The sequence below is a fragment of the Paenibacillus artemisiicola genome, assembly GCF_017652985.1.
GTDB lineage: Bacteria > Bacillota > Bacilli > Paenibacillales > Paenibacillaceae > Paenibacillus_Z > Paenibacillus_Z artemisiicola.
This window is the reverse complement of record NZ_JAGGDJ010000001.1, coordinates 494,787-520,934: the sequence shown is the minus strand read 5'-3', so window position 1 is coordinate 520,934 and position 26,148 is coordinate 494,787. Positions and strand designations below refer to the sequence as shown.

Annotated in this window: 26 protein-coding genes; 3 read left to right on the top strand and 23 right to left on the bottom strand. The window is 61.9% G+C overall.

Annotated features, from left to right (window positions below):
- Positions 1-43: 43 nt before the first annotated feature.
- The 12 genes from glgP to I8J29_RS02250 form a co-directional block, all read right to left on the bottom strand.
- Positions 44-2,218 carry an alpha-glucan family phosphorylase gene (gene glgP, locus I8J29_RS02305; protein ID WP_208845959.1) on the bottom strand — a complete coding sequence of 725 codons (2,175 nt, stop codon included), beginning with the start codon at positions 2,216-2,218 and terminating at the stop codon, positions 44-46.
- Positions 2,219-2,523: 305 nt separating this feature from the next.
- Complete coding sequence (locus I8J29_RS02300) at positions 2,524-3,183, bottom strand: spore coat protein (protein WP_208845958.1); 660 nt, start codon at positions 3,181-3,183, stop codon at positions 2,524-2,526.
- Positions 3,184-3,467: 284 nt separating this feature from the next.
- Positions 3,468-3,716 (bottom strand): tautomerase family protein, encoded by a 249-nt coding sequence (locus I8J29_RS02295; RefSeq protein ID WP_208845957.1) that lies wholly within the window; start codon positions 3,714-3,716, stop codon positions 3,468-3,470.
- A gap of 86 nt (positions 3,717-3,802) precedes the next feature.
- The gene (locus tag I8J29_RS02290; RefSeq protein ID WP_208845956.1) at positions 3,803-4,438 is read right to left on the bottom strand and encodes a DsbA family oxidoreductase; all 636 of its coding nucleotides are present in this window, start codon (positions 4,436-4,438) and stop codon (positions 3,803-3,805) included.
- 1 nt (position 4,439) lies between these two features.
- Complete coding sequence (locus I8J29_RS02285; protein WP_208845955.1) at positions 4,440-4,979, bottom strand: NAD(P)H-dependent oxidoreductase; 540 nt, start codon at positions 4,977-4,979, stop codon at positions 4,440-4,442.
- Positions 4,980-4,999: 20 nt separating this feature from the next.
- The gene (locus I8J29_RS02280; RefSeq protein ID WP_240545824.1) at positions 5,000-5,320 is read right to left on the bottom strand and encodes an NIPSNAP family protein; all 321 of its coding nucleotides are present in this window, start codon (positions 5,318-5,320) and stop codon (positions 5,000-5,002) included.
- A gap of 84 nt (positions 5,321-5,404) precedes the next feature.
- A complete protein-coding gene (locus I8J29_RS02275) occupies positions 5,405-5,974 on the bottom strand; it encodes a TetR/AcrR family transcriptional regulator (protein ID WP_208845953.1) in 570 nt (189 codons plus the stop codon).
- Positions 5,975-6,077: 103 nt separating this feature from the next.
- Positions 6,078-7,118 carry an LLM class flavin-dependent oxidoreductase gene (locus tag I8J29_RS02270; RefSeq protein WP_208845952.1) on the bottom strand — a complete coding sequence of 347 codons (1,041 nt, stop codon included), beginning with the start codon at positions 7,116-7,118 and terminating at the stop codon, positions 6,078-6,080.
- A gap of 1 nt (position 7,119) precedes the next feature.
- Complete coding sequence (locus tag I8J29_RS02265) at positions 7,120-7,641, bottom strand: MarR family winged helix-turn-helix transcriptional regulator (RefSeq protein ID WP_240545823.1); 522 nt, start codon at positions 7,639-7,641, stop codon at positions 7,120-7,122.
- Between the two features lie 387 nt (positions 7,642-8,028).
- Entirely contained in the window at positions 8,029-9,861 is a 1,833-nt protein-coding gene (locus I8J29_RS02260; RefSeq protein WP_208845951.1) for a heparinase II/III domain-containing protein, read from the bottom strand.
- Between the two features lie 141 nt (positions 9,862-10,002).
- Positions 10,003-10,359 carry a cupin domain-containing protein gene (locus I8J29_RS02255; protein WP_208845950.1) on the bottom strand — a complete coding sequence of 119 codons (357 nt, stop codon included), beginning with the start codon at positions 10,357-10,359 and terminating at the stop codon, positions 10,003-10,005.
- A 50-nt stretch (positions 10,360-10,409) separates the two neighbouring features.
- Positions 10,410-11,495, bottom strand: a complete 1,086-nt coding sequence (locus I8J29_RS02250; protein ID WP_208845949.1) for a Gfo/Idh/MocA family protein — start codon at positions 11,493-11,495, stop codon at positions 10,410-10,412.
- Positions 11,496-11,806: 311 nt separating this feature from the next.
- Between I8J29_RS02250 and I8J29_RS02245 the strand changes: the two genes are divergently transcribed.
- On the top strand, positions 11,807-12,481 hold the full coding sequence (locus I8J29_RS02245; protein WP_208845948.1) for a GntR family transcriptional regulator: 675 nt from the start codon (positions 11,807-11,809) through the stop codon (positions 12,479-12,481).
- A gap of 133 nt (positions 12,482-12,614) precedes the next feature.
- Here I8J29_RS02245 and I8J29_RS02240 read toward each other — a convergent pair whose 3' ends face one another.
- From I8J29_RS02240 to I8J29_RS02230, 3 genes are all read right to left on the bottom strand, one after another.
- Complete coding sequence (locus I8J29_RS02240) at positions 12,615-12,884, bottom strand: KGG domain-containing protein (protein ID WP_208845947.1); 270 nt, start codon at positions 12,882-12,884, stop codon at positions 12,615-12,617.
- 235 nt (positions 12,885-13,119) lie between these two features.
- Positions 13,120-13,617, bottom strand: coding sequence for a DinB family protein (locus tag I8J29_RS02235; protein ID WP_208845946.1), 498 nt, complete (start codon positions 13,615-13,617; stop codon positions 13,120-13,122).
- A gap of 114 nt (positions 13,618-13,731) precedes the next feature.
- Complete coding sequence (locus I8J29_RS02230) at positions 13,732-14,820, bottom strand: glycoside hydrolase family 172 protein (RefSeq protein ID WP_208845945.1); 1,089 nt, start codon at positions 14,818-14,820, stop codon at positions 13,732-13,734.
- Between the two features lie 289 nt (positions 14,821-15,109).
- Between I8J29_RS02230 and I8J29_RS02225 the strand changes: the two genes are divergently transcribed.
- Positions 15,110-16,996, top strand: coding sequence for a heparinase II/III domain-containing protein (locus I8J29_RS02225; protein WP_208845944.1), 1,887 nt, complete (start codon positions 15,110-15,112; stop codon positions 16,994-16,996).
- 233 nt (positions 16,997-17,229) lie between these two features.
- Here I8J29_RS02225 and I8J29_RS02220 read toward each other — a convergent pair whose 3' ends face one another.
- Both I8J29_RS02220 and I8J29_RS02215 read right to left on the bottom strand, forming a co-directional pair.
- On the bottom strand, positions 17,230-18,213 hold the full coding sequence (locus I8J29_RS02220; protein ID WP_208845943.1) for a Gfo/Idh/MocA family protein: 984 nt from the start codon (positions 18,211-18,213) through the stop codon (positions 17,230-17,232).
- 18 nt (positions 18,214-18,231) lie between these two features.
- Complete coding sequence (locus I8J29_RS02215) at positions 18,232-19,200, bottom strand: Gfo/Idh/MocA family protein (RefSeq protein WP_208845942.1); 969 nt, start codon at positions 19,198-19,200, stop codon at positions 18,232-18,234.
- Between the two features lie 129 nt (positions 19,201-19,329).
- Between I8J29_RS02215 and I8J29_RS02210 the strand changes: the two genes are divergently transcribed.
- Positions 19,330-20,205 (top strand): AraC family transcriptional regulator, encoded by an 876-nt coding sequence (locus tag I8J29_RS02210; RefSeq protein ID WP_208845941.1) that lies wholly within the window; start codon positions 19,330-19,332, stop codon positions 20,203-20,205.
- Positions 20,206-20,373: 168 nt separating this feature from the next.
- On the opposite strand, the gene I8J29_RS02205 is transcribed toward I8J29_RS02210, so the two are convergent.
- From I8J29_RS02205 to I8J29_RS02180, 6 genes are all read right to left on the bottom strand, one after another.
- Positions 20,374-21,471, bottom strand: a complete 1,098-nt coding sequence (locus tag I8J29_RS02205) for a GerAB/ArcD/ProY family transporter (protein WP_208845940.1) — start codon at positions 21,469-21,471, stop codon at positions 20,374-20,376.
- A gap of 2 nt (positions 21,472-21,473) precedes the next feature.
- Positions 21,474-21,719 carry a hypothetical protein gene (locus I8J29_RS02200; protein WP_208845939.1) on the bottom strand — a complete coding sequence of 82 codons (246 nt, stop codon included), beginning with the start codon at positions 21,717-21,719 and terminating at the stop codon, positions 21,474-21,476.
- On the bottom strand, positions 21,716-22,879 hold the full coding sequence (locus tag I8J29_RS02195; protein WP_208845938.1) for a Ger(x)C family spore germination protein: 1,164 nt from the start codon (positions 22,877-22,879) through the stop codon (positions 21,716-21,718). Before I8J29_RS02195 ends, I8J29_RS02200 begins: the two co-directional genes overlap by 4 nt.
- The gene (locus I8J29_RS02190; protein WP_208845937.1) at positions 22,866-24,344 is read right to left on the bottom strand and encodes a spore germination protein; all 1,479 of its coding nucleotides are present in this window, start codon (positions 24,342-24,344) and stop codon (positions 22,866-22,868) included. Before I8J29_RS02190 ends, I8J29_RS02195 begins: the two co-directional genes overlap by 14 nt.
- Before the next feature lie 258 nt (positions 24,345-24,602).
- Positions 24,603-24,869 carry a CD3324 family protein gene (locus I8J29_RS02185; RefSeq protein WP_090636816.1) on the bottom strand — a complete coding sequence of 89 codons (267 nt, stop codon included), beginning with the start codon at positions 24,867-24,869 and terminating at the stop codon, positions 24,603-24,605.
- Between the two features lie 357 nt (positions 24,870-25,226).
- Entirely contained in the window at positions 25,227-25,997 is a 771-nt protein-coding gene (locus I8J29_RS02180) for a glucose 1-dehydrogenase (protein WP_208845936.1), read from the bottom strand.
- Between the last annotated feature and the right edge of the window lie 151 nt (positions 25,998-26,148).

The following is a 26,148-nucleotide window of genomic DNA, read 5'->3' as shown; positions in this document are numbered from 1 at the left end:
TTGCGTTCTTTATTGTAATCGACGCGGTCCGCCTCGGTTCGGTTTACCCCCAGGCGGAGAGCTCCATCTCGAATTCGTTCGCGAAATCCGGGCTGACCGGCGTGACCCGCACGTTGACGTTCGCTTTCCAGATGTCGATCGCGACGTCGGGACTCGACCCCTCGTAAACGTAAACGCCCTTGGCCAGCTGCTGGACCGGATCCAGCCTTGCCTTCCAGATGCCTTGCCGGCCGTCCGAGCCGACCGCTTCCACCCGAACGTCCTTATGCCAGATCGCGCCAAGCCCGATTTCGGCGCGGAACGCCGATTTGTTCAGGCCGATCCGGCTGCTGTTGTCGGCCAGTAGGTCCACTTTCCGCACATGGACGCCCGGCCACTGGCTGCGGATGAACTGCTTGTAGGCGGCCACCCTTGACGCGACCTCGAACCCGTCCGCGGCAAACCGCTTTCCCCTTGCGCTCGCGGGAATATACACCCGATTCCGGTATTCGTCCACCATCCGGTGAGTGTTGAAGACGGGCGCGAGCGAACAGATCGACTCCTTCATGAGGTTTACCCAGTCCATCGGGAGCTTCCGTTCGCCCCGCTTGTAATACAGCGGCACGATCTCTTCCTCCAGCAGCCGGTAGAGCGCTTCGCTGTCCCGGGCCGCCTGGAGCTCCGCGTCGGCGTCCGCCGCGCTCTCGATGGCCCAGCCGTTCCGCCCGTTATAGCCTTCGACCCACCAACCGTCCAGGACGCTGCAATTGAGCACGCCGTTCAGGGCGGCCTTTTGCCCGCTCGTGCCGCTTGCTTCCATCGGCTTCGTCGGCGTGTTGAGCCAGACGTCGACGCCTTGGACGAGCTTCTTCGCGCGATCCATCGCGTAGTTCTCGATCAGGTGGACGCGGCCCTTGAACCGTTCCTCGCGGGACAAATGCACGATCCTGCGGATCAGCTCCTGTCCCGGTCCGTCCGCGGGATGCGCTTTGCCCGAGAACACCAGGCACACGGGACGCCGCGCGTCGCCCAGCAGGCGCGCGAGCCGGTCCGGGTCGCTGAAGATCAGCAATGCCCGCTTATAGGTCGCGAACCGCCTGGCAAACCCGATGACCAGCGGCCCTTCGCCCGACGCGTCGAGCGGCAGCCCGAACGCCGCGATAAGGCTCGCCTTCGCCTGTTGATGCGCCGCCCACAGCTCTTGATGCGGAATATCGCGGACGGCTCGCCACGTCTCCGGATCTGCCGTCCGGACGGTCCAGTCGGATTGCAGATACCGGTCGAACAGCTCCTTCATCCCGGCTGCCAGCCAGGTCCCGATATGAATGCCGTTCGTGACCGAGTCGACGGGAACGTCCGGCTTCGGAATATGCGGCATCCACCGGCGGAACAGCTCCCGCGTCACGTCGCCGTGAAGCTTGCTCACGCCGTTCACCCTCGACGAGGTGCTGACGGCCAGCCGCGTCATGTTGAACGCGCCGTCCGCGCGGCCAAGCGACAGGATCCGCTCGCGGTCCGTGCCGAGCTGCCAGTAATAGTCGCCGAAATAACGGTCCATCTGGTCGATGGAGAAGACGTCGTGTCCGGCCGGTACAGGCGTGTGCGTCGTAAAGACGGTGCTGGCCTTGACCGCTTCGAGCGCCGTCTCGAACGGCACGCCTTCCGCGGAAAGCATGCGGATGCGCTCCAGCGTCAGGAACGCGCAGTGCCCTTCGTTCATATGCCAGACGTCCGGCCGGATGCCGAGCGCTTCAAGCAGCCTCGTGCCGCCGATGCCGAGGAGCATTTCTTGACAGATCCGAATGTCGTGATCGCCGGGGTACAACGTGTCGGTCAACCGCCGGTCCGCCTCGCCGTTCGATTCGACGTCCGTGCTCAGCAGGTAGAGCGTGACGGAGCCGAGCCGAACGGACCACGCCTTGGCATGCACCTTCCTGCCGCCCAGCGGAACCGCGATGACGATCGGCCGGCCGTTGTCGTCCCGCACGGGCCGCACCGGATAGACGCTGGCCTCCGGATCGACCGCGGGATAGAGATGCTGCTGCGCGCCGTCCTCGTCGATGCGCTGCCGGAAATACCCATTGCCGTAAAATATGCCAACGCCCGTAAGCGTTACGTTCAAGTCTGCCGCTGCCTTTATATGGTCGCCCGCCAATATGCCAAGACCGCCCGAGTAAATCGGCAAGGATTCATCAAGTCCGAACTCCGCCGAGAAATACGCGATTTCGCAAGATTGCATCGTCCCACCTCATTTTCGCTCATCATTGCGCGTTAGCCATGTAAGCGCCTAACCCGGCGCCTTTATACTATATGCCGGTTTGAGGTACACGTGCCTATGGCAAGCCCGTGCCGCCGCGGGCCGAGCCGCCGCCGATAAGCGCGAACCGGGCGGACATTCCGGATTAGAACCCGATGCGTCGAAAAAATAAAAAAAAGCCCGCGCCGGGCGCGGGCTTGCTGCGAACTTGGCCGACTGGCGGCGAAGAAGGTCGAGCGGACGCGGATCGGAAGCTTAAACGGCTTCCGAACGCTTCGGCCGGCTGCTTATTGCGGCATCCCGCCGTTCATCGGAGGTACGTGCATGCCGCCGTTCATCATCGGGGAAGGACTCATGCCGCCCGTCATGCCCATGCCCATGGGATTCAAGCCTGCCGCGGGCTGGTACGCGTTCAGCGTCGTCTCCGTCGTGATCTCTTTCATCGTCGGCACTTGATAGTAGCCTGCCTGATTCATGTACTGCCAGACCTCGTAGGCTTGCTCGGAACAATTGACCGCGCCTTGCTGCAGGTTGGCGCGCAGTTGCGGGTTCGCGCATTCGAGCGCGGCAATGATCTTCATGGTCGCGCCGGCTTTATGAAGATTCAGTAAAGCGAACGCGACGTCGCGGTCGTCGATCCGATTGTCCGGGCTCAGCGGCACCGGATGGTCGAGCCCGTATACGGGCGCGGCGTTCCGCGGCATGCCGTACGGGGCCGCCGGCGGGGCGGCGTACATGCCCTGCTGCGCGCCGGCAAGCTGCTGAACCGCTTGAACGCAGTGATTGTAGGATTGGATGGCGAATTGGAGCTGCTTGTCCGCGATCTGCGCCAGCCGTTGATCTTGGATATGCGGCCGGTACAGCCTCATGGTGTTGATGTCCGATACGGATGCGGCCAGCAGTTCGTGAAGCTCCATGGTTTCGTGCGCGCCTAAATTCGCTGCCATAATCGTTCGTTTCCTCCTCTGATGAACTTGCGGTTGTTGGGCTTGCGGTGGCTTGAACGACGTCCGGTAACCGGACCGGGTTCGGCAACCCGTGTTAGCGTGCCAAACCGGGATCGTTGTTATGCAAGCGTCTAAGGATAGAGCCCGGATGCCCGCCGTCCAAAATCCCGCATGCCAAGAGCCGCGTTCGACGGGAACGCGGCTCTTGGCATGCGGGTATGCTTCTTGTTGTTCAACCGTTAACGGTTGGACTGAATGGGCGGAGAGGTCTCATGAACCGCTCGTCAGCCTTCGCCCGTTTCCTTCATCGCGGCGAGCTTCCTTCGATATTCCAGCGCGGGAAGCCCGCCCCAGCCCCAATTGTCGGTGTCGACCTCTTCGATGACGACGAAGGTGGATTCCAGCGGCTTGTTCAACACGTCGCGGAGCAATTCGCTGACGCCTTTGATGAGCGCGGCCTTTTCCTCCGCCGTGACGGAATCGCGCTCGGGCGTGCTGCCCTCGCGGGTGACTTGGATATTAACGATCGGCATGATGAATGTCCTCCATTTCGGTTCGTATTCGTATGGACGCAGTCGGAATTACAAGGCTTTCGCGGCCGGCATCGTTCGCGATTCGCTTACGGCCGCCCGAAGGCGCGAAGCAGATCGGCGGGCGACTGCAGCCCCGTTAAAGCCGTCTTCTCGTTGATGATGTAGTACGGCACGCCTCGGATGCCGAGCTTCTGCGCGCTGCGCTGACCCTCCTCCACGTGCTCCAGTCCTTCGCCTTCGAGCAATCGGGCCTTGAGCGCGGCGGGATCGTCCGTAATGCCGGCCGCCCGCGCGATCTCCGCAAGCTTGTCCGCATCGCCAAGATCAACGCCTTGTTCGAAATAAGCCGTGTATAAGCGGTCGATCAAGTCCGATTGCCGTTCCGCGGGCGTCAAGGCGATCAATTGATGCGACAGCGTCGTGTTCGGCGTCACCTTCACCAAATCCATGTTGTACCGCAAACCGAAATGAGCTCCGGTCTCGTTGTATTGTTTCATTCTCGCTTCGAATTGCGCCGTCCCGCCCAGTCGGCCGATCATCACCTTCCGGTAATCCTCGCCTTCCGGACGAATGCCGGGATTCAGCTGATACGCATGATAACGGACCGTGGCGGTCGTCCCCTCGGGCAGCTCCCCGAGCGCGGCGTTCAGGCTCGCCGCTCCCATTCGGCACCAGGGACAGACGGTATCCATATAGACGTCGATCGTTACGTTCCCGTTCATATTAGGCCTCCTCCGCCGGTTGAACCGTCATCAGATGGCGCACATAGTCTTTGCTGCTTTGCGCGAGGCGTTCCGGCGTCACGTCGGACGTGTCGTTCACCGCGTAGTGCGGCAGATACACGGCGCTGATGAACCGGGCAAGCGCTTGAACCGGCGCCAGAATTTGATCCAGCGTGTAGCGGTTGGAGCCCGTCGGCTGGTACGATTCCGTCGTCCCGTACGTCGAGATCGCGACCCCGATTTGCTTGCCGTTCGTCTTGTCCGCCTCCGGACCGTACGCCCAATTGTACAAGAGCACGGCGTCGAACCATTTCTTCAGCAGCGGCGGCGTGCTGTACCAGTACAGCGGGTATTGGAAAATAATCCTCTCATGCGCTTCGACGAGCCGCTGCTCCCGCTGGACGTCGATCTGTTCGTCCGGGTATTCCTTGTACAGGTCGTGAATCGTGATGTCCGGCTGCTTCTTCAGCTCCTCCACCCATGCTTTGTTCCAGTTAGAGGCTTCGAGATTAGGATGCGTGACGATGATCAATGTTTTCATGTAAATGCTCCGTTCTATCGTTAGGATTGGTGGAAAAAAGACGCTTGATGCATGAAGAGACTCTCCTGCTTCTGAATGAGCGGGCCGTCCAGCTCGGACGTTCGCCTGACTTCGAGCCATTCGGGATCGTTGCGGAAACGCTCGTAATTCGCGTTGCGCGCTTCCATGTCGGGATGCTCGACGACATAATACAGCCGGTTGCGGGCTTCGTCCGCGTCCTGCCAGAATTGCGTGATCGTCATTCCGTGCTTCCGGAACAGATCGACCGCATGATCGCGGAACCGGTCGAGAAGCGCCGGCATCTTGCCCGGCGTCACGTCGTACATTCGCAGCTCGTACAACAAACGGGTACACCTCCAATTAGTTCTTCGTTTTATCTATCTATTAAAAGGTAGATTAAAGAGGGAAAAGAATCCGCTTCGCCTTTACGTCAAAGCGGATAGGAGGCTTTCGGCGATCATGCTGAACCGATTCGCGTCCCGAAAGCTTCTTGCGAGCAGCTGCGCCCCCTGAAGCGACGCCAAAATCTGATGCGCCCGGACGTTCGCGGCGCCCTCGAAGCGCAGATGCCCTTCGCGGCGTCCTTCTTCCAGCACGCGCTCCACCCACGCCAGGTTCGACGTGAAAAACGCGGCGAGCTTCTCGCGGACCTGCTCCGACAAGGTGGCCAAATCGGATGACAGCATGACGCTCAGGCACGTGCAGTACGTATCGACCGGGATGCCGAAGATCGCCACGTAGCTGCGCAACTTGCGTAAGTTGTTCGACGACTCCGCGTCGATTCGGGCAATTTCGGCGAGGAACTCTCTGTGGTATCTGGCGATCAGCGCTTCTCCCAGATCTTCCTTGTTCGGGAAGTGGTAGTGAATGCTCGCCGTCCGAATGCCGATTTTGCTAGCGATATGCGCGTAGCTGAATCCGTTGAATCCGACCTCTTGCACGAGGGCTTGAGCCGTATCGAGAATCAACTCCGCCGTGTTTTTGTTGTTCGTCATGGTTGCATTCTACCTTCTAGTAGATACAATGTCAAGCGACCGATACCGTTAAAATCCTCCAATTCACGATTCCGCGGCTGGGCCGCCCATACGGAAGCTTCGGTCAGCCTTTACGGACGAGCTGCTCCCGAACGCGCGGCGCGACTTCCGTGCCCATTAAACGAATGGCGTTCATGACCTGGTCGTGCGGCATCGTGCCGGTCGGCAAATGCAGGAAGAACCGCGAGAAGCCGAGCTGCTCGCTCATGAACAGAATTTTGTCGGCCACCGTCTGGGGATCGCCGACGTACAAATGACCTTCGGGGCCGCACGAGGCATCGAAGTAGGCCCGGCTGTAGGTGCCCCAGCCGCGCTCGCCGCCGAAATAGTCCATCGACGCTTTGGTCGGCGGGTAAAACCGATCGGCCGCCAGCGAGTCGCTTTCCGCGACGAACCCGAGGGAATGCAGCGCGACGCGCAGCTTCGACGGATCGTGTCCCGCGCGGGCCGCCGCGTTCTTGTAGAGCTGCACGACCGGCGCGAACTTCAGCGGATTGCCGCCGATGATCGCCAAGACGAGCGGCAGACCGAGCACGCCGGCGCGAATGGCCGACTCCGGATTGCCGCCGCTGCCGATCCAGACGGGCAGCGGGTCCTGCACCGGACGCGGATACACCCCCAGATTCGCGAACGCCGGACGATGTCCGCCTCTCCAGGTGACGCGCTCGGCGTCCCTGATTTGGAGCAGCAGCTCCAGTTTCTCTTCGAACAGCTCTTCATAATCATCCAGGTTGTACCCGAATAGCGGAAACGCGTCGACCAGCGAGCCGCGGCCGACGATGATCTCCGCCCGTCCGTTCGAGATGCCGTCCAGCGTGGCGAATTGCTGGAAGACGCGCACCGGATCCGCCGCGGATAGCACCGTCACCGAGCTTGTCAGCCGGATGTTCTCGGTCATCGGGGCGGCGGCGGCCAGCACCATCGGCGACGCGGAATCCGCGAACTCCTTCCGATGGTGCTCGCCGACGCCGAAGATATCCAATCCGACCTTGTCCGCCAGCACGATCTCTTCCACCACCTCGCGCAATCGCTGCGCGTGGCTCATCATCCGGCCCGTCTTCGGGTCCGGCGTGGTTTCCACGAAAGAATCGATTCCGATTTCCACGTTAAGTCCTCCCCTGTTGTCCATTGTCGAGATTCGATCCGTTCGAAGCCGTCCCGTCGCCCGTTGCGCCGCTTCTTCGCTGCTGGATCCCGTAGCCGATTTTCTTCAGCACGCGAATCAGCTCGCGCTTCTCCTCGTCCGTCGCGTCGGACAGATGATCGGTGATGGTCGCGACGTGCTTGGGGAAGATCGTATCGAAGTAGCTGCGTCCTTCCCCGGTCAAGGCGACGTTCGTTTTCCGCCGATCGCCCGGAATCGGCTGCCGCTCCACGTACCCCTGCTTCTCCAGCTTATCGACGACGTAGGTGATGCTTCCGCTCGGGATCGCGAAGGTTTCGCTTATTTTCTGTACCGGATGCGGACCCTTGCTGTAGAGAAATTCCAAGATGCGGAACGTCTCCAAACTAAGCCCGTAGCCGCGAATATCGCTCTCCAGGCTTCCGTAGAATTCGCTGACCATATTGCGGATGACGCGCGTCAGCCGCAGGTCCAGCTCCTTTCCTTCTTCATGGCGTTCCGTCAAGGCTCGGCCAGCCCCCTTCAATGGCTTGGCGAAGACCGGAATGCTCCGGCCCGCGTCGGCGGATTAAATTATCCTATAATTATTTAATCCACTATTAAACAAAATAAAGCTAGTTCAACCGTTTGTCAACCGGCGATTCTCTTCCGTCCGTTCGCGCGCTCCCCTTTCGCTGGCCTGCGAACCCGAAAAAGCCGCGATTCCCGCGACGGCTTGTCTGTCTCATGACGCGTTAAGGCCGACGCTTCCGTTCCCCGGCTCCCGCGCGTTTCTTTCATGCAAGCGGACGCGCACAACAAAAAACCGCGCAAGGCGCGGTTTGGCAGACTGTCCGTTTGAAGCGATGAAGCATGCAGCGTTCGCAATGACCGGATCCAACGCCGCTTATGTCTAGCCGGCAACGATCCTCAGAATCCGGCGACCTTCCTTCACGGCCGCTTTCTCCGCGAACAAGATCCGGTACACCGCGTCGCCCCAGTTGCGGCGCAAGCGCGAATCGGCGACGGGGATCGTCTCGGATGCGAACGTCAGCCGTTCGGCGTCGTACGCGATCGTGACGAAGCGGTCCGGCGCATAGTCCAGCCGGAGAAGCCCGGCTTCGATTTCCCGAGGGACGCAAGGCGTCATCAAGGTGTACGCGAGCTCGCTTGTCGGCTCGACCAGCGCGAAGTCGTCCGTAACCTCGACGGCCGCCCGGCCCGATCTGCGCAAGCTCACCGTCCGGCGCCACGACGCGATGCCCGCTTCCGGCGGATAGGCGCCGGCGATGTTCATCGACAGCTCCGAGACGTCGTCGCCGCAGGCGTAAGCCACGTCCGACGCGCGGTATTCGCCGCCGACGCGCTGCTGCGCGCCGCGAACGGTCGGCAGATTGTGATAGGCCGATTGCGTCGTCCAAATCTCGTAGCGCTGCGGGCTGAACGTCTTGGCCGTGTACCATTCCGTCCCGAGATCGATCAGAACCGGCCGGCCGTCGGCGTAGACGATGAAGCTTCCCACGTCGTTATGGTTGTGGGATTCGAGGTTATTGCCGCCCTTCGCGGCCACGAACAGCCCGTCCTTCGTTCCCTCCGACGATCGGGCCGTCATGACCTGCGTGCGGTCCAGCCACGCGTCCCGCACGTACGGAGCCTTGGCTCCCGAAGCGTCGGGCCGCGCTTGAAACAGATTGCGGACGAAGCGCGGCAGCGGGAACCAGTACGGATAATCGCGGATGACCGCCGGCGTCGCGGCGCCGAGCGCTTGCAGCCGTTCGTCTCCGATCCGGACGCCGTAGCCGTAGATGACATCCGGATAATGCGCGACCTGGGCGTCCCCGTCGGCGAAATTGGCATAATACGGGCCGTCGATGTGGACCTTGTACAAGTAGCTTCCGATATCGCGGACGATCGGCTCGTCGTAAATATCGATCGCGCCTCCGCTGGCGGAACGGAGCAGCTCGAGGCAGTCGTACAGCGCCCCGCCGGAATGCTCCCAGTACATCGGGCCTTCGTCGCAGCAGCCGTCCGCGGGATGCGTGAGGATGAAGCGGTCCAGACTCGTCATCACTTTGCGGATGCCGCGGTCCCGAACTTCCGGATCGTCCTCCGCGAGGAGAAATCCCGTCAGGCAGCTGAGATTGCACCACGGATTCCAGTTATTGACCCGCGTATCCGGCCGGAAGCCCATCCACCAGTAATCGTCCCGGTCGAGGTACGGGTTCAATACCCGCGCCCGGACTTCCTTCTTGATTCGGCGGCCGATAGCGGGATTGATCGCATCGAGCCGCGGTTGGAGCAAATACCGCGTCCATAACAGCAAGGCCGCGGTCTCGCCGCTAATCAAATGAACTTCGTGCCCGGCCTCGACCGGGAATTCGTCCGTTCCCCACGTCGTCTCTTCGCAGATGCACAGGATGCCGTTCACGATCTGCCCGAGGAACCGTCCTTCGTCCTCGAGACATTCCCCTATCACGAGCTTGCCCAGCACGGCCCGTCTGTCGAACACCGGATCGGAGGCGGCCGATAGCTTGCCGGTCAGCCGCGCTTCGATCCGGGCCGATGCCTTGAGCGCGGGCCAGGCGTAATCCAGCCAGCGCTCCGCTTCGTTCAGCCACAGCTCCCGCCGCGAGGCGGAGACGCCGGACCAGGCCGCGCGATCCGCGGCATCCGGGAACGGCGCGATCCGCTTCGGATCCGTATCGAGCGCGCCGAGATTCAAACGCCCGTATCGTTCGGTCAACATCCTGTCCACAACCTTTCCCAACCCTCTCTATAATCGCTTTCATTATAGAGCGCCCGGAGGAGCGGCAGAATACTAAATTTTCGTCATCTCTTATCTATTCTTGCCTTCTTCTTCGTCGGCGCCGCCCGCGGCTCGGCGGGCTTACTCCCCGACCGTCTGCCGGTCCGCGGACGAATAAGCGATGATCATCCGGCATGGCTCCCAGCCGGTTACCTTCGCGTTGTGCGGGACGTTCCTCGGAATGCGCAGCATCATGCCCGGCTCCAGATGGTAGAGTTCATCGCCCAGGGAATGGTCGCACTCCCCGGACAGCACGAAGATCAGCTCCTCGCAGTTCGGGTGGCGGTGCCGGTCGTTCTCCCGGCCGGCGTCGATGTACACCATGCCGAAGGTCATCTCGGCCTCGGCATCGATGGCTCGGTCGCAAAGCCATTGGATTTTCCCCCAGCCCATATCCAGCAATCGTTCCTGATTTCTTAGGTCGGTGATCGTAGCCATTTCGCGTCTTCTCCTCTCTCGTGTTCGCGTTGCTCCCGCCTAGCGAGCGGTTAGGCTTCATTGAGCGTAATCAGCGTGCCCTCCGGGTGCGTGCGATACGCTTCGAAGAGCTTGACGATCTCGAGCGAATCCGCCAGCGTTCCTTTCTCCGGAGGCCGGCCGGCGAGCACGCTCTCGCAGAAGTGGAGCACTTCCGGCACGTAGCCGAGATAGAAAATGTTTTTGTTGTACAGCTGCCCCAGCAAAAATTCCGGCTCCCAGCTGAGCGGCGCCTGATCGTCGTCCACGAGGAACGACGACGATCTGCCGTAAGCCGGCCGGTTCGCTTTGCGGTAATAGGTCACCTTCACGCCGTTGTCCACCACCACGTTCGCTCCTTCGCCCACGACCTCGAGACGCTCCAGCGGGCTCGTCCCGGATTCCCCCGCCGTCATGTGCAGGACGCCGACGGCGCCCGACAGGAACCGCATCGTGGTCACGCTGCCGCCGTTGTGCGGCTCCCATTCGTACGAGAACCGGCCGATCTTGCCCATCAAATAATGAATGACGGAGGCGGGATGGTAGATATGATCCAGGAACGAAAAGCAATTGCGCAGATCCGCGCGTTCGGCGAAAGGCGCCATGTCCTGCGGATAACGGATGTAGAAGGAAGACGGGCGGCCGAATTCGGGCGAGCCGATGATTTGCTTTGCCTTCTCGATCGCGGGAAAGAATATTTTCTTCAGCCCCGTCATGACGAAGCGCCCCGTCTCCCGGCTTACCGCCATCAGCTCTTCGACCTCGCGGACCGTGGCGGCCGTCGGCTTCTCCATCCATACGTGCGCCCCGGCCTTCAAGACATCCTTCGCCAGCTCCGTCGCCTGCACCCTGCCGTCGGGATGATAGGACGTCACGATGAAGACCGCATCCGGACGCTCGCGCTCGAGCATCTCCAGATGGTTCGCGTAGGTTGCCCGGGCGCCGAACTGGCGGGCGTAGGCGACGGCCCGCTGTTCGTCCTTATCGCATATGGCAGCCAAATCCACCGGCGCGTATTGGAACGTCGGGTAAACGTTTCGGTACGCGTGCATGCCGGCGCCGATGAAACAGACTTTGAGCTTCTTCCCGTACTCGAAATTGTACGTAATCTTCTCCATTGCAATGCCTCCCCTGCTCGAATCGAGCCGCGATGCGCTTCTCTGCCCCTCCGTCTCTTCCTCCATGGGACCGCTCTAGTTATATTGTATATTGTATTTTCTGATGAATGCGTTGTCAATTCCTAATCGGCCCGTTCCTTCTTCTATTTGGAACTGACTTTCAGCCGATTGATAAGTCATTGCTTCGCCGGAAGTAATCAGACCGGGGCACAAATTGACAACTTCCGGCGCATGAATATACAATATACTCAATACGCGCCGGTTTTTTCGGGAATCGCGGCCAGAACGTTACGAATGGTGGGAACAAACGCATGCAGAAGATCGGCAAAAAAACGCTGCGGCACGAAGTCTACGAGCAGTTGCTCGACGGGATCCTGTCGGGGAGGCTTCCCGTCGGCTCGCAGCTGGACGAGCAGGAGCTGTCCGAGTCGCTCGGCATCAGCCGCACGCCGCTGCGCGAAGCGATCAACCGCTTGGTGCAGGAGAAGCTGATTACGGAGATTCCGTATAAAGGCAACTTCGTGCGCCGCTTCGCGCCGGAGGAAGTCGCCGAAATTTACGAGGTCCGCAAGACGCTCGAGGTGATGGCCATCCGGCAGGCGGTACGCCGGATGACCGACCCCGAGTCGGAGGAAATCGCGGAGCTGGTCCGCTTGATGGACGACGCGCAGGATCGCGGCGACATCCCCGCGTATTCCGCGCTGGACGGCCAATTCCATGCGAAGATCGCGGAATTCTCGCGCAACCGCGTGCTCGTGCAGCTGCTCGGTTCCCTCGACCTGCAGATCCGCCTGATCCGGCAGATGGCCAACCGCAAGCCCGCCACCGTCAATCGCTCGCAGTTCGAGCGGCTGCAAATTTCCGAAGCGATCGCCAAGCGGAGCGAGGATCTCGCGGCGATGTTCATGGAAACCCACATCGACAACGTCATGAAGGATGCCGTCGCGATGCTGCGGGAAGACGGCGCGTCCGAGACGCCGGACTAGATCGAGCTCCCCGGAGCACCCCTTTGAACGAATCTTCGTCAACCCGCGTGCCATGCAAAAAAGCCAGCCGGCGAAGCCGGCTGGCTTTTCGATGAGATCTATTCCGATGGTATCGGGCTGGTCGAGGACCTCGTCAGTTATTGTTCCGGCTGCGCGCTTCCCCGCCTTTGCGCCCGGCTTCTTCCCGGCTCATTTTGCCGTCTCCGCCGTCCGAGCCGCCCCTCGCTTCGCCGCCCTTCTCGCCAATCTCCTGATAGAACGCCTTATCGTGCGTGCGAGACGTCGCCTCGCCGCCCTTCTGGCCGATCTCCTGATAAAATTCTTTGTCATGATTTTTCGAAGTGGCTTCCCCGCCCATGCGTCCTGCTTCTTCTCTGCTCATTTTCCCGCGATCGTTTGCCATGATCAATCACTCCTTCGAATTTATGGATATCGTGTTGCATATGTTCTTTATAACCTGCCTGTCCGATCCTAAACCAGGAATTCCGACATGCGCGCGCGAAATGGGCGTTCGGGCCTAGAGCGGGGACGCTTGGACGGATTTCGTCGCCGCAACGGCAAAAAGCCCGAGATCCATGTCTCGGGCTTTTGCCGTCAGGCGCGCGCAAGAATCGGCGGCTGCGGCTGCGCGCCTGCTTTTATTGGACCTGCTCGTCCGCCGACGGCCCGTAGAAGCCGGGCACCGGAATGTCGAGCAGCCGCAGATACACGCCGAGCTGCGCCCGGTGGTGGATCATGTGGCTGAATCCGATGGTGCGAAGCGCGAGCGCCCGCGGCCGGCGCATGATGATCCGGTCGCCGCTTCGCAGCGTCCATTCCTCGCCGAGCGACTGCTCGTCGCTGTCGGCCAGCAGCTGCTCGAGCTTGGCGGCATTCGCGTCGAATTCCGCCAGGACGTCCGCAACGCGGGTCAGCGCTTCCCGCCGGCGCGGCACGGTCGCCAGGTCGAGTTCCGGGCCTTCAATCATCGCGACCTGCCAATTCAGCAGGTTGATCAGGTGCGTGGTCAAGCCGCCGAGCGTCATCGACTTCGCGTGCGGCCTCCACTCCAGCTGCTCCTCGGGCAATCGCTCCAGGATGCGGCGCGTGTTGGCCAGCTCATGCCGGGCATCTCCGATAATCAGATCTTTCCCCATCGTTTTCCCCTCCTCGCTTTCAGGGCTAGTATACGCGAATCCCGGATGCGTGGAAAGGCTTTCTTGAATGAAGATTTGATGACGGGCAAGGTGCGAGGGCACGCCGAGACCAAGCTAACCGTGCTCCGGCCGGTTCAAATAGAAATACGCGCAGCTGCGCCAGTCGTCGGACCGCTCGAAATTTTCCCATTGGCGCGCTTTCGCTTCGTCCTCGTAATCGAAGTACCGTTCGTCCGGCCCCGCGCACAGCAGCACGGTGCCCGCTTGGCGGAATCGCTCCCGCTGCTCCGGACTCGCGGTGCCCATCTGTTGGGCGGTCACGCGGATATCCCGATGGAAGTAGACCGGATCCGGTACATGGTACCGGTAGAAGCAAAACTCCATCCGCTCGTGATCCGCGAACGTACAGCCTTGGAATCGGTGATGGTAAGTGCCGAGCTCCCAGGCCGTGCCGATGTAGTCCTCGGTGCCGGTCCCGCACAGCGTCGGCCATGCGTCGTCGCCATCCACGTACAGCTTGAATTCGCCCTCTCCCCACCAGACGTCGAAGTACCGCTCGCGGTCGGCCTTCACGCCGACGTTCGCGCCGAGGAAGCGTCCCGTGCCGGACACGCGCGGCAAAATCTCGTAATCCTGCCGGAGCGCGGTCGCAGGCTGATGCCCGAAATGCGCGTGGAAGTACAGGACGTTGTCGCCATGCGCGTCGCCGACGGTAAAGTCGATATCGTAGAAAAACATGTTCAGCGCCTTGTCCCCGCCGTTCGTGACCGTCATCTTCATGCCGCGCCGGTAAGGCATCGGAACGAAGCAGTTGAAGCTCCGGCCTTCGGGACTGCTGAACAAGTCCGATTCGAACGCGGCCGTCCGTCCGCCCGCGATGCCGAAGAAGTCCCCGAAGGGCGCGCTGACGGCGGGCACGTCGCAGCCGTCCCAGTAGAAGTCCAGCCGGAGCGCGCGCAGCATCTCCGGACTTCGGTCGCTCAGCGTCGACCAGATCCGCCGGATCGTGCCGCTTCCCGAAGCCTGCTCGGCCAGCACCTTGCATTCGCCCGGCGCGAGCGGGAAGCACGGCGCGCCTTTCCGTCCGCCGTTGCTCGTTCCCCCGCCGCTCTTCGCGGCGCCCGGATTTTCCGGGGAAGCCCAGCGCGTCTCCACGCCCGGCGGGACGGCGTATAGCGGGTATCCGCCCAGTTCGTTCCTCATCTCGATCGACTCCCTCTTTAATGGTGGTTTCGTTCGTTCAAGCGCGCATTCCGCAAAAAACGTCATCGCCTCCATTATCCCGGAATCCGAAACCGGCCGGCCATCGGAAATTTTCGAGCTTCGTTGTCTTTCCATATCCACTTTCGCCGACGAAGCCGCCTGACGCCGAGCGCGGCCGCGATTGGATACGCGATTGGATATAAAAAGACAACGGATGATAAAACATTCGTCTACCGCCTCCCCTCCGCCTCCGCTATAATTCAAGCCAAAACGTGAAGGAGGCCGCTGCATGCTGTCGCAAAATTACGACGGGCTCGTCTCGGAAGGCGTACTTCTCGCCCCCGAACGCTTTTGCCCGATCCCCCCGGCGCGGGACCGGGCCCGATGGTCGGCCGTACCGGAGGCCTTGGCCCATAAGTGGATCCGATTCGCGGACGAACACGGAGACTTCGCATGGCCGGCGCTGCCCGCGTCCGCCTACGCCGCGTTCAAGCGCGAAGGCGACCTGCTCGCTTATTTGAATCTGCACATGGAACGCCGGAGCATTCTGGGCGCTTACGTGCTGGCCGAATGCCTCGAGGGCCGGGGCCGGTTCCTCGACCGGATCATGGACGGCATCTTCGCGGTCTGCGAGGAGACGACCTGGGTGGTTCCGCATCACAACGCGCACATCCGGCACAACGACAAGGAAAGCCTGCCCGCCGACGCCGACCGCGAGGTCGAGCTGGCCAGCTCCGGAACGGGCGCCCTGCTGGCCTGGACGTGGTTCCTGCTCGGCGACCGGCTGAACGAAATAAGCGTTCGGATCGGCGAGCGCATCCGCCATGAGGTCGGCGTCCGGCTCGTGCAGCCGTACCTGGAGCGGGACGATTACTGGTGGATGGGCTTCGCGAAGGCCGCCCACGTCAACAATTGGAACCCGTGGTGCAACAACAACATGCTGCAGGTTTTCCTGCTGCTGGAGGAAGACGCCGGTACGCGGAACCGTGGCGTCCGCAAAATCATGCGCAGCCTCGACGAGTTCCTGAAGCGGTATCCGCCGGACGGCTGCTGCGAGGAAGGGCCGATGTATTGGGGCGCTTCGGGCGGCGGGCTGTTCCAATGCCTGGATCTGCTGTACCTGGCGTCGGACGGCGCGATCGATCCGTTCGGCGATCCGCTCGTGCGGGACATCGGCCGGTTCATCTACAAGGTGCATATCGACGGCAGCTATTTCGTCGATTTCGCGGACGGGGACGCCAAGGTCGCGGTCGGCGGCGCGGCGGCCGGCTTCGGACGGCGGATCGGCGACGCCCGGCTGGAGAATCTCGGCCGGTCGGCCAAGCCTGCCGAGCCGCCGCTGCGCAGCTGGTTCTTCGCCTATCCGCCGCTTGCCGAGATGTTCGAGCGAGAGGCCGGCGCGGCGTCCCGGGACGCCGCGTCCGGAACCGCGGCGTCGCATCTGCGCGAAGCGTGGCTGCCCCACAGCCAGGTGATGACGGCCCGGGAAACCGAAGGCACTGCGGAGGGTCTCTTCCTCGCGGCCAAGGGCGGCACCAACTTCGAGCCGCACAACCATAACGACGTCGGCAATTTCATCGTCTATGCGGACGGGCTGCCCGTGCTCATCGATCTGGGCACGGAAAATTACAAGGCGCAAACATTCAGTCCCGAGCGTTACGAGCTGTGGTACCTCAAATCGTCGTACCATAATTTGCCGACGGTCGGCGGCCTCGTCCAGCAGGCCGGCGAAGCGTACCGCGCGGCTCGGGTCTCGTGCAGCCTGACGGACGAAGCGGCGGAGCTCGCGCTCGACATCGCCGGCGCGTACCCCGCCGCCGCCCGCCTCGAAGCCTGGCGGCGCGCGTGCAGGCTCGTCCGCGGCGCCGCCGCGCGCGTCGAGATCGAGGACGCGTACGTCTTCGGCGCGGTCCCGGCGAGCCTCGAATACAGCTTGATGTCGCCCTGCCGTCCCGATGTGTCCGAGCCGGGCCGAATCGGCCTACCTTATGCGGAAGGCAAGCGGCTCGCCGTCGCCTACGATGCCGCGGCGCTCGATGTCCGCAGCGAAGAAATCTTTCTGGAAGACAGCCGCCTGCAAGGCAATTGGGGCGAGCGGGTCTATCGCGTCGTGCTGACGGAGAAGCAGCCCGCGCTTCGGGGCGAGCGCGTCCTGTCGATGGCGATCGAGCGTTAGACGGCCGACCGCCGCACGGCCGCCCGTTAGACGGCCGGCAATCCGCGTAACGCTGTGTTAGCCAGTTGCCCCCAAGGTTCGCAAGACGCGTGCCGCGCGGCGGGCGCTATCTATCCGGTATTTGCAATCAGCCGCAATACGATAAAGGGAGCGGTCGCCAACGGCGTCCGCTCCCTTCTTTACTTAATATGGCATAGAACCGCACGGCTCAAGCCGTCGCCCCCTCTCCCCCGCTACAAGCTCACCGGTTGGCCCCGCTTCGCGGATTCGTACGCGGCCAGCGCGACCGCGGCGGACTTCAAGCCGTCCTCGCCCGTTACGGGAACCGGCCGGCCGCTCAGCAGCGCCAGGACGAAATCCCGGATCATCAGCTCGTCCATGTCGTCGCCCCAATAGCTCCAGCTGGCTTTGCCGTCGACGTCGCTGTACGCTTCGTTCTTCTGGGCGAATGCGTCCACGGTTATCACGCCCTTCGTGCCGACGATCTCCATCGTCACGTCGCCCCAGGTCGGGAACGCGCGCGGACGGGACCAGCTCGTATCGATGACGGCGAAGACGCCGCTGGCGAACTTCACGTGCACGAGCCCCGCGTCGTCGATGTCCCCGGCGCCGAACCGGCTGCCCGCGTAGGCGTACACCTCCGTCGCCGCCGAGCCGAGCATCCAGTTCATCAGGTCCATGACGTGCACCGTATGGTCCAGCACCGCGCCGCCGCCGGACAGCGTCCGGTCCGTGAACCAGCCGCCCGGATTCGATCCGCGGTTCGTCCCCTTGATCGCGACGACCTCGCCGATGTCCCCGCGGTCGATCGCCGCTTTGGCGTCGGCGACGGCCGGCAGGTAGCGGCACGGGAAGGCCGTCATGAGCTGAACGCCGTTCTCCCGGCAGGCCGCGATCATCGCCTCCATCTCGGGGGCCGTTATCCCGAGCGGCTTCTCGCACAGGACGTGTTTCTTCGCCCGGGCCGCCTCGATCGTCAGCCGGGCGTGATGAACGTTCTCCGAGCAGATGACGACGGCGTCCGCATCGGTCGCTAGCAAGTCCCGGTAATCGGGGAAGTACGGCACGCCGTACCGCTCCGTCACGGCTTCCACCCGGCTATGCTTCTCGTCGGCAATGCCTATGATCTCCGCTTCCGGCATGCGGCGCAGGCTTTCGAAATAGCTGTTCGCGTGGCCATGGGCGAAGCTGATCAGGCCGACTTTCAGTTTATTCATCGCGGCTTCCTCCTCGGTCTAAAGTTCAATGGCTTGTCCCGTCCGGACCGACGCCAGCGCGGCCAGCGCGATCCGCAGCGCTTCGCGCGCGTCCCGCGCCGTCACGCGCGGCTCCGCGCCGTCGCGAATGCAGGCCAGGAAGTGCGCGAGCTCCCGCTCGAACGGGCTTTGCGCGCCGGGGCTTTTCGGAATCTCGGCAAACGGGCTGTCCTGCCGCCGCGCAGCGCTCGCGCGGACGTGCAGCGAGGCGGAAGCGGCGCTGTCGAGGCGGATCAGCCCCTTGGAGCCGGCAAGCTCGGCCGAATAGCGGAACGATCCGGGATCGCCCCAGAACGCTTCGAGATTGGCGGCGGCGCCGCTGCGGAATTGCAGCGTGACGAGCGCGTAATCCATCTCGGCGTTGGCCTTGTTCATCGCGAACACGGACTTGACCTCGCCGAACGCCCAGCGCATGAAGTCGATGTCGTGAATCATCATGTCGACGATCACGCCCCCGCTTAAGGCTTCGTCCTTGAACCAGCGGCCGGGATGGCTGCCGGCGCGTTTCGCGTGCGCGACGCCGGGCTCGCCGATCCGGCCCGCGTCGACGTCGCGCTTCAGCTGCTCGTATTCCGGGAAGAAGCGTACCACGTGGCCGATGAACAGCCGCACGCCCTGCGCCTCGCACGCCGCGATCATCTCGTCGGTCTCTTCGAGCGTCAGGGCGACGGGCTTCTCGCAGATGACATGCTTGCCGGCCGCGGCGGCTTTCAGCACGGCCTCCTTGTGCAGGTAGCTTGGCAGCGCGATGCTGACCGCCTCGGGATCGGCCGCCTCCAGCATCGCTTCGAACGAGGCGAATGCCCGCGTCCCCGTCTCCCTGGCCAGCTCCTCGGCCAGCTCCGCGTCCAGATCGCATACGCCGACCAGCTCCGCTTCCTTCATGTTGGCGTAGCTCCGGGCATGCACATGCCCCATGCCGCCGCAGCCGACCACTCCAACCTTCATATTCGGCATCTCTCCTTCGTCTGGTGTATACTGCCTATGAGCCATCTTATTACGGGGCATTCCCGGCAACAATGACGATTTTTGGCCGTTATGTATCCAAAACAACCGCGCAAGGATGGCGAATACGCAATGGAACGATACCAGGAACCGATTCATTACCAAAACGAACGCCTAGGCATCAAAGTGCGGCGGTTCGTCGACGACTCGCCGCCCGGACCGGCGGCGAATCGCTGGCACTATCATCCGGAAGTCGAATTCGTCGCGCTCCACGAAGGCGGCATGACGATGCGCACGCCGGGCCGCGAATACCGGCTTGCGCCCGGGGACGTCGTCGTCATCGGATCGTCGCGGCTCCATCTCAGCCGCAAATCGGCCGAAGGGGCGCTCGCTTACACTGTGCTGCACGTCGACCTTCAGCGTTATTTCGATCCCGCGATGATGATGTATTACAGGCACTTCTCCGAACTGGCGCATCCGCTCGACGACTTGAATTACGTGTTCGGGGAAAGCGCGGCGGCCGCCGGGGAAGCGGCGGCCATTATCGCGAAGATGCTCGGGGAAATCACGGACAAGCCGAAAGGCTACGAAATCGCCGCCAGCATGCACGTCAAGCATCTGCTGCTGACGCTGCTGCGGCATGACCGGCGCGAGCTGCTGCAGAGCAACGAGTTCGTCGACGGCGACGCGATGCGCCCCGTCCTGGACTATGTGAACGCGCATCTGGCGGAACGGATCGAGATGGACGAGGTCTGCCGGCTGGCCAGCATGAATTACAGCGCCTTCTCCAAATCCTTCAAGAAGGCGCTCGGCGTCTCGTTCGTCAACTACGTGAACCGCCAGCGTATCCGCAAAGCGGAGCAGGCTCTCGTCACGGGCTCCGCCAGCGTCGCCGACATCGCCGCCGGCGTCGGCATCGGCAACATGGCGCATTTCTACGAATTGTTCCGGCGCTACAACGGCTGCACGCCGAAGGAATACAAACATCGGCTTCTTCGCACCGAATGATGTCCGGACAGGCGCGGTTCCGCATAGCGCGCATGGTCCTCTAGCATGCGCCGAAACGCAAAAAAGCCGCGGTTGCCGCGGCTTTCATAAGACGCAAGACGCTTCCCGGCACCGAACAACGATCGCTACCGGAAGAGATGATAGAGATAGGAACCCCCGCCCGCCGGATCACGTCTGCGGAACGGGCGCCTTCCGCTTGCGGATCAGCGTCATGCCCAAATTGCAGAGCGGCAGCAGGCAAGCCGATCCGAGGCTCACGACCGGTAGCATGCGGGTATCGTACGCGACCAGCGCCGCCGGGTTCGGAAGGCTGTTGACCGCGACGCCGAAGATGAACGCGCCGGCCGGAATATAGAGGGGCTTCAGCGTCTTCAGCCCGAAAATCCGGCCCGTAATCTTCACGAATACGTATTGGACGGTAATGACTTCGTACATCGTCAATATCGTCCAAATCGCAATGATGGTGATCTCGATGCGTTCGATGTATTCCCCGAATTTCACCAGTTGAATGGCGGAGAAGAACGGAAACGTCGCTGCTTTGAACAGGTTTTCGCCCAAGCTGCCCATCGAGAGGTACGTCGCCAGCAGCAAGTACGCGCAGGACATGACGACGGCGATGCTGCAGGCTTTGAACAGCTTCTTCTGTTCCGCGACCTCGGAGAACAAGTACGACATGACGACCGATTTGCCGAACGGAAACCCGTACGACATCATCGTGCCGAAGACCATGATCGGAATCCCGTGACGGAATTGCGGCATGAACGGATTGATGTCCACGTTGCGATAGATGGACACGCAGATCACGAGGATCGCCACGGCGAAGAACGGAAGAATGACCAGCACGGAACGCGCGATCGCGCTAAGCCCGAGCGAGGCGGCATACGTCGTCACGATCAAGACAAGCAGCATGATCAGCTTCGGCGACGTATTCGGAAGGATGGCTGTCGTGTAGAAGAGCGAGATCGAGCGAAGCGAGAGGGTCCCGAGTCCGACCATGGTGATCGTATTGTAGCCCAACACCAATTTGCCGATCCATTTGCCGTAAAGCGCTTCAATAATCTCGGTCATGTTCCGATGCGGATATTGATTCTGTATGTACGTATTGATTTTCAAGATGACGAGGACCCAGCAAACGGCCAATTCGTTGGCCATCCACACATCCTGCATGATCATCTTCGCTTCCAGCAAATACTGCGTCGAAAAGCCGGACAGAAACGCAAAGCAAAGACAAGTCAACTGTAACGGCGTGATACGCTGCGTGTTCACGATTACGGAATCGCCTCCTCGATGCCTAACAGCCGCGATACGGTATGGTATAACGGCCTGTACATCCATGTGGTCACGGACGGCGCCGTCGGCATCATGCGCCCGGCCTGCGGGATCATATAGCAGGCCGCCGCGAACGAGAGCAGGAGGACGACGAACGCTTCCCGCCGCAGATGCCGTTGCCACAAGCGGGCGGATCGCCAGCAAGCCCCCGCCGCGAATGCCGCGACCAACGCATAGATCATCATCTCAAGCCCCCTCCCAGCGCTTCGCTCATGCCGATCGTCGGAATCGCGACGTCCACCCGAACGCGAATCGGCATCGCGGGATAAATGTCGGTCGCCCACGCATCCTTCATCCCCTCCCACGCGTTCGGGTGATAGCGTCTGGCGATGTCGGCCAAGCCGATGAGATCGATCTTCAAGTCGCGTTGAAACACGCGGATGCTGCTCCTCAGCTGCTGTTCCACGTAGCGGCCGGCGGTTTCCTCCATCTCCCGGAGTACGGCCGGATCCGCCGCGTTCACCTGCTTGTCCACATTCTTGATCGAGCCGGACAGGCGGATGCGAATGTCGAAGCCGGGTTTGCCGTTCGTTCGCGCCATGCGGATGGAACGCTTGTCCACCTCCATCTGCAGGCTGAGCTTGCCGGTTCGAAACGGCACGGTTTCCGGGAACTGCAGATGCTCCCAGTCCTTCTTCTTGAGGAGGATATGGAGCGACAGCACGTCCTCCCCCGAAATCCACCCCGCTAATTTTCCCCGATGAATGACGGAGCCGCCGTTCAGGAAGAGCACGTCCCGGCCGGAATCCAACGTCTTCGATTTGCTCAGCTTCCCGGTGGCGAATCCGCTGTAGGGATTGACGTAATGATTCGCGATATCCTTGATGGTCAGCGTCATGCTTTTGCCCCAGTACTGTTCGTTTTTGATTTTGCCGACGATTTCGTTCGAGATCAGGTCGCCCGATTCGGACGTGGACCGCATCATGTCCGCCGCGCTCCCTTCGCCGATGATCAGGTAGCTGGACAGCCGGATATCGCGGGACCGCGTCAGAAAATCCACGACCTCGTACAACGAATGCCGGGCTGCGCTCTCGCCGACGAGAAAAAATTTGTCGTGCTGCCAGATGAGGACCTTCCCCGCGTGGCTGCGCAAATTGCGGGCGGCTTCGAAAATCGACTTGCCGGTCGAACTGGCCACCCATTCCAGCTTGCGCGTGTTCTGGCTGCTGTTCGTCGAGGCGTTGAGGCAGTTGACCGTAAAGACGTATTCCTGCTTCTTCGCGTCGTAATCGATCGCCGTCAGCATGACGAGCGCGATATCGCTGATCTCCTGAATATCCGGCGAACAGCCGGCAAGCAGCGCCGCCAGCAGGATCACCGGCAGCGTCCGTCTAAGCTTCCTCATGATCGGATTCTTCCCTCTCCGCCGGCGCGGCCTCGCATCGGGACAGCGGGCGGTGCTTGATCGGCAGCATCACGTGCCGGCTGACGAAGTCCTTCCAGCGCTTCCATTCCAACGTCGGCAGGTACGGCGTGCCGAAGGACGTCAAGGAACAGAGGTGCAGCACGACGGCGAACATGCAGAGCGATATCCCGAGCACGCCGGTCCACGCCGCGATCATGATCAGCGGAAACCGCAGCAGCCGCAGCGTGATGGCCGTGCTGAAGGACGGGATCGTGAAGGACGCGATGCCGGTCATCGCGACGACGATGACCACCGGCTTCGAGACGATGCCCGATTGCACGGCGGCTTCCCCGATGATGAGCGCCCCGACGATGCTCACGGATTGGCCGATCGCCCGCGGCAGCCGCAGGCTTGCCTCCCGCAGCACCTCGAAGGCGATCTCCATCAGCAGCGCTTCGAGGAACGTCGGCAGCGGGATGCCCGCTTTCGTCGAGAGGAACGTCAGCATCAGCGGCGTCGGGATCATCTCCAGGTGAAACGTGGTCAGCGCGACGTAGATGGACGGCAGGAACAGCGAAATGAACAGCGTGAGCAGCCGCAAAAGGCGCAAAAAATTGGCGAAGTAAAACTTCTCGTACAAGTCCTCGCTGGGATGCAGGAAATCCGTGAACGCGGACGGCGCCAGCAGCGCGTTCGGGCTGCCGTCCGTCAGGATGGCGATCTTCCCCTGGTTCAGCGCCGTCGCGACCCGGTCGGGCCGTTCCGTATTCAGGATCTGCGAGAACGGCGAATACGGGCTGTCTTGAATCCACTCCTCGATCTGGGCGCTGTCGACCACGACGTTCTGCCGGATGGAAGCCAGTCTTCGCTCGACCTCGCGCAGCACCTCGGGGTCCGCCTGGTCCGCAAGATACAGCACCGCGACGTCCGTCCGGCTTTCCTCCCCGACGACGAACGATTTGGCCTTCAGCTTCGGCGTCTTCAGCCGGCGGTACACCAAGCCCAGATTCGTATCGAGGTCCTCGATGAAGCCGGTCCGCGGTCCCCGCACGTTCACTTCCAGCACCGGCTCCTCGAGCGCCCGTTTCCCGTACCCCGGCAATGCCATCCCGAGCGCGTCCGTTCGGCCCTCGATGAACAGCACGATGCCGGCATTCGCGATGAAGCGCACGGCTTCGGTCAGATCCGATACCGTTCCTTCGATGCCTTGCGCGCGGGCCGACTCGGCCAGCGAGGCGGCGGACGCTCCGGCCGCGCCCGCGCGCTCGCTGAGCCAAGGAAGGATATGCTGATGCAGCCGGGATTGATCGACCAAGACGCTCAAGTACGCCAAGGCGGCCGAGGCTTCGCCCGCGCCGGACTCGAACAAGTGGATGCTGAACTGGTCGTTATCCGCAAACTCGCGGCGCAGCGCGTCCAGATTCCGGGTAACCGAAGGCGCGAGCCGTATCTTCCGCTGTTCCATCCTTACCTCCAGGCGCCAATCCATTTTAAGGAACTCTACGCAGTATTTGCTTGCGGTACTGCCCTTATTCAGGAAACCGGTTGCGCGGGACGCGGCGCGGGAGCGGCAGACCGATTCCAGCGCGAGGAACAGTCGGACATGCGGCCGCGCTATTCGTGTCCGCAAGCGCCGCGTGACGAACGGCGCCTTAACGGCCCCGGCATGCAAAAAAACGGCAGCCCGTCTCGGGCTGCCGTTCTGCGCCTATCTCGCGACGAGCTATCGCATCGCGGAGATGATTTTGCGAATGCTTTCGCCGGACAAGTGATACCGCCGTTCAAGTTCGCGCACGGTGCTGCCGTCCCTGTAGCACCGGTAGATTTCCTCGTTGCGCCGCGCGATCAGCACGCGCGAGCCGCTCTTCTCTCCCCATGCCGCGCGCTCGTTGTCCGGCTTCGGGATATACAGCAGTTCGCCTTGAATATAGCGCTGAAGCTCCTCCAATAAATTAGGGGGAAGCACATCTTTTCCGTTTTTGTAGGTCAACGTAAACCTCCTTCATCGTTTCGCCCGTCGTTCCTCCGCCGGAAAACAAGTTGTTCACGTTCCCTTCCCCCTCTCGTCGTCATATGGATTCATGCCTTGTCGCGCGCAAACGCGCGCCTATGCTTACTATAAATGAAAACGGATCCATCCGTCGACTAGGCGATGCAATAAAAGGGAGGCCGCATGGCCTCCCTCCTGATGGCGACTTCCGCCGTTAGGCGGAAATCACCTCCGTATGCGTGATCAATGGGACCATCTCCTTTCGCGAAGATTTCGTCGGCCGACATCTATATTAACGCATGCTGGGCCTCTCGGCGGCAAGCGAAAGAACGATTATAGCCGTTTTTTACGAGCCGTTCATTGCCGATAAACGGGAGCTCCGAGCGGCGCGGAACGGGCTCCTCCGTCGACGGTGATCTCCGCGCCTTGAACGAAGGAGGAATCGTCGGACGCCAGGAACAGGACGGCATGCGCGATTTCGTCCGGATCGCCCATCCGGTTCAGCGGAATCGTGCGCGCCTGAGCGGCTTCCAGCCGGGCGGTCTCTTCGGCCGTCGACTTGTTCCAGATCGGGGTGCGCGTCGCCCCCGGCACCACCGTGTTCACGCGGATGCCCCGCGGCGACAGCTCGGCGACGAACACGCGCGCCATGCTGCTGATGGCGCCTTTGCTCGCCGCGTAGGCGGCGCGCGTCGGCGTGCCGTCCGTCGCGCGCGTGGAGCCGGTCAAGATGACCGAAGCGCCTTCCTTCAGATGCGGCAGCGCCGCCTGCACCGTGACGAAGCTCCCGGTCACGTTGATCCGGAGCACGTTCTCGAAGACCGACACCTCCGTGCCCTCGAGCGGGGTTGCCGACGAGATGCCGGCATTCGCGTAGACGATGTCCAAGCGGCCGAACGTTTCCACGGTTTTGGCCACCGCCTGCGCCATGCCGGCGGGATCGGCCGCCTCCGCCTGAACCGCGAGGGCGCTCGGGCCGAGCTCCGCCGCCGCCGCGCTCAGCGTCGCTTGGTTCCGGCCCGTGATCGCGACCTTCGCGCCTTCCGCGATGAACAATTTGGCGGTCGTCAATCCGATGCCGCTGCTGCCCCCCGTAATGAGCGCTGCTTTTCCGTCGAGTTTTCCCATGCTTCCTTCTCCTTTGCCATCCGTTATCGTACCGCTTATTCGCATGTATCATGACTTCGATCTCCCGGAAATATACGTCGCCGAAGCCGCGGGACGGGCGGCGATGCGCGTTGCATAAATTTGGCGCAGGGAAGGATAATATGGAAAATGT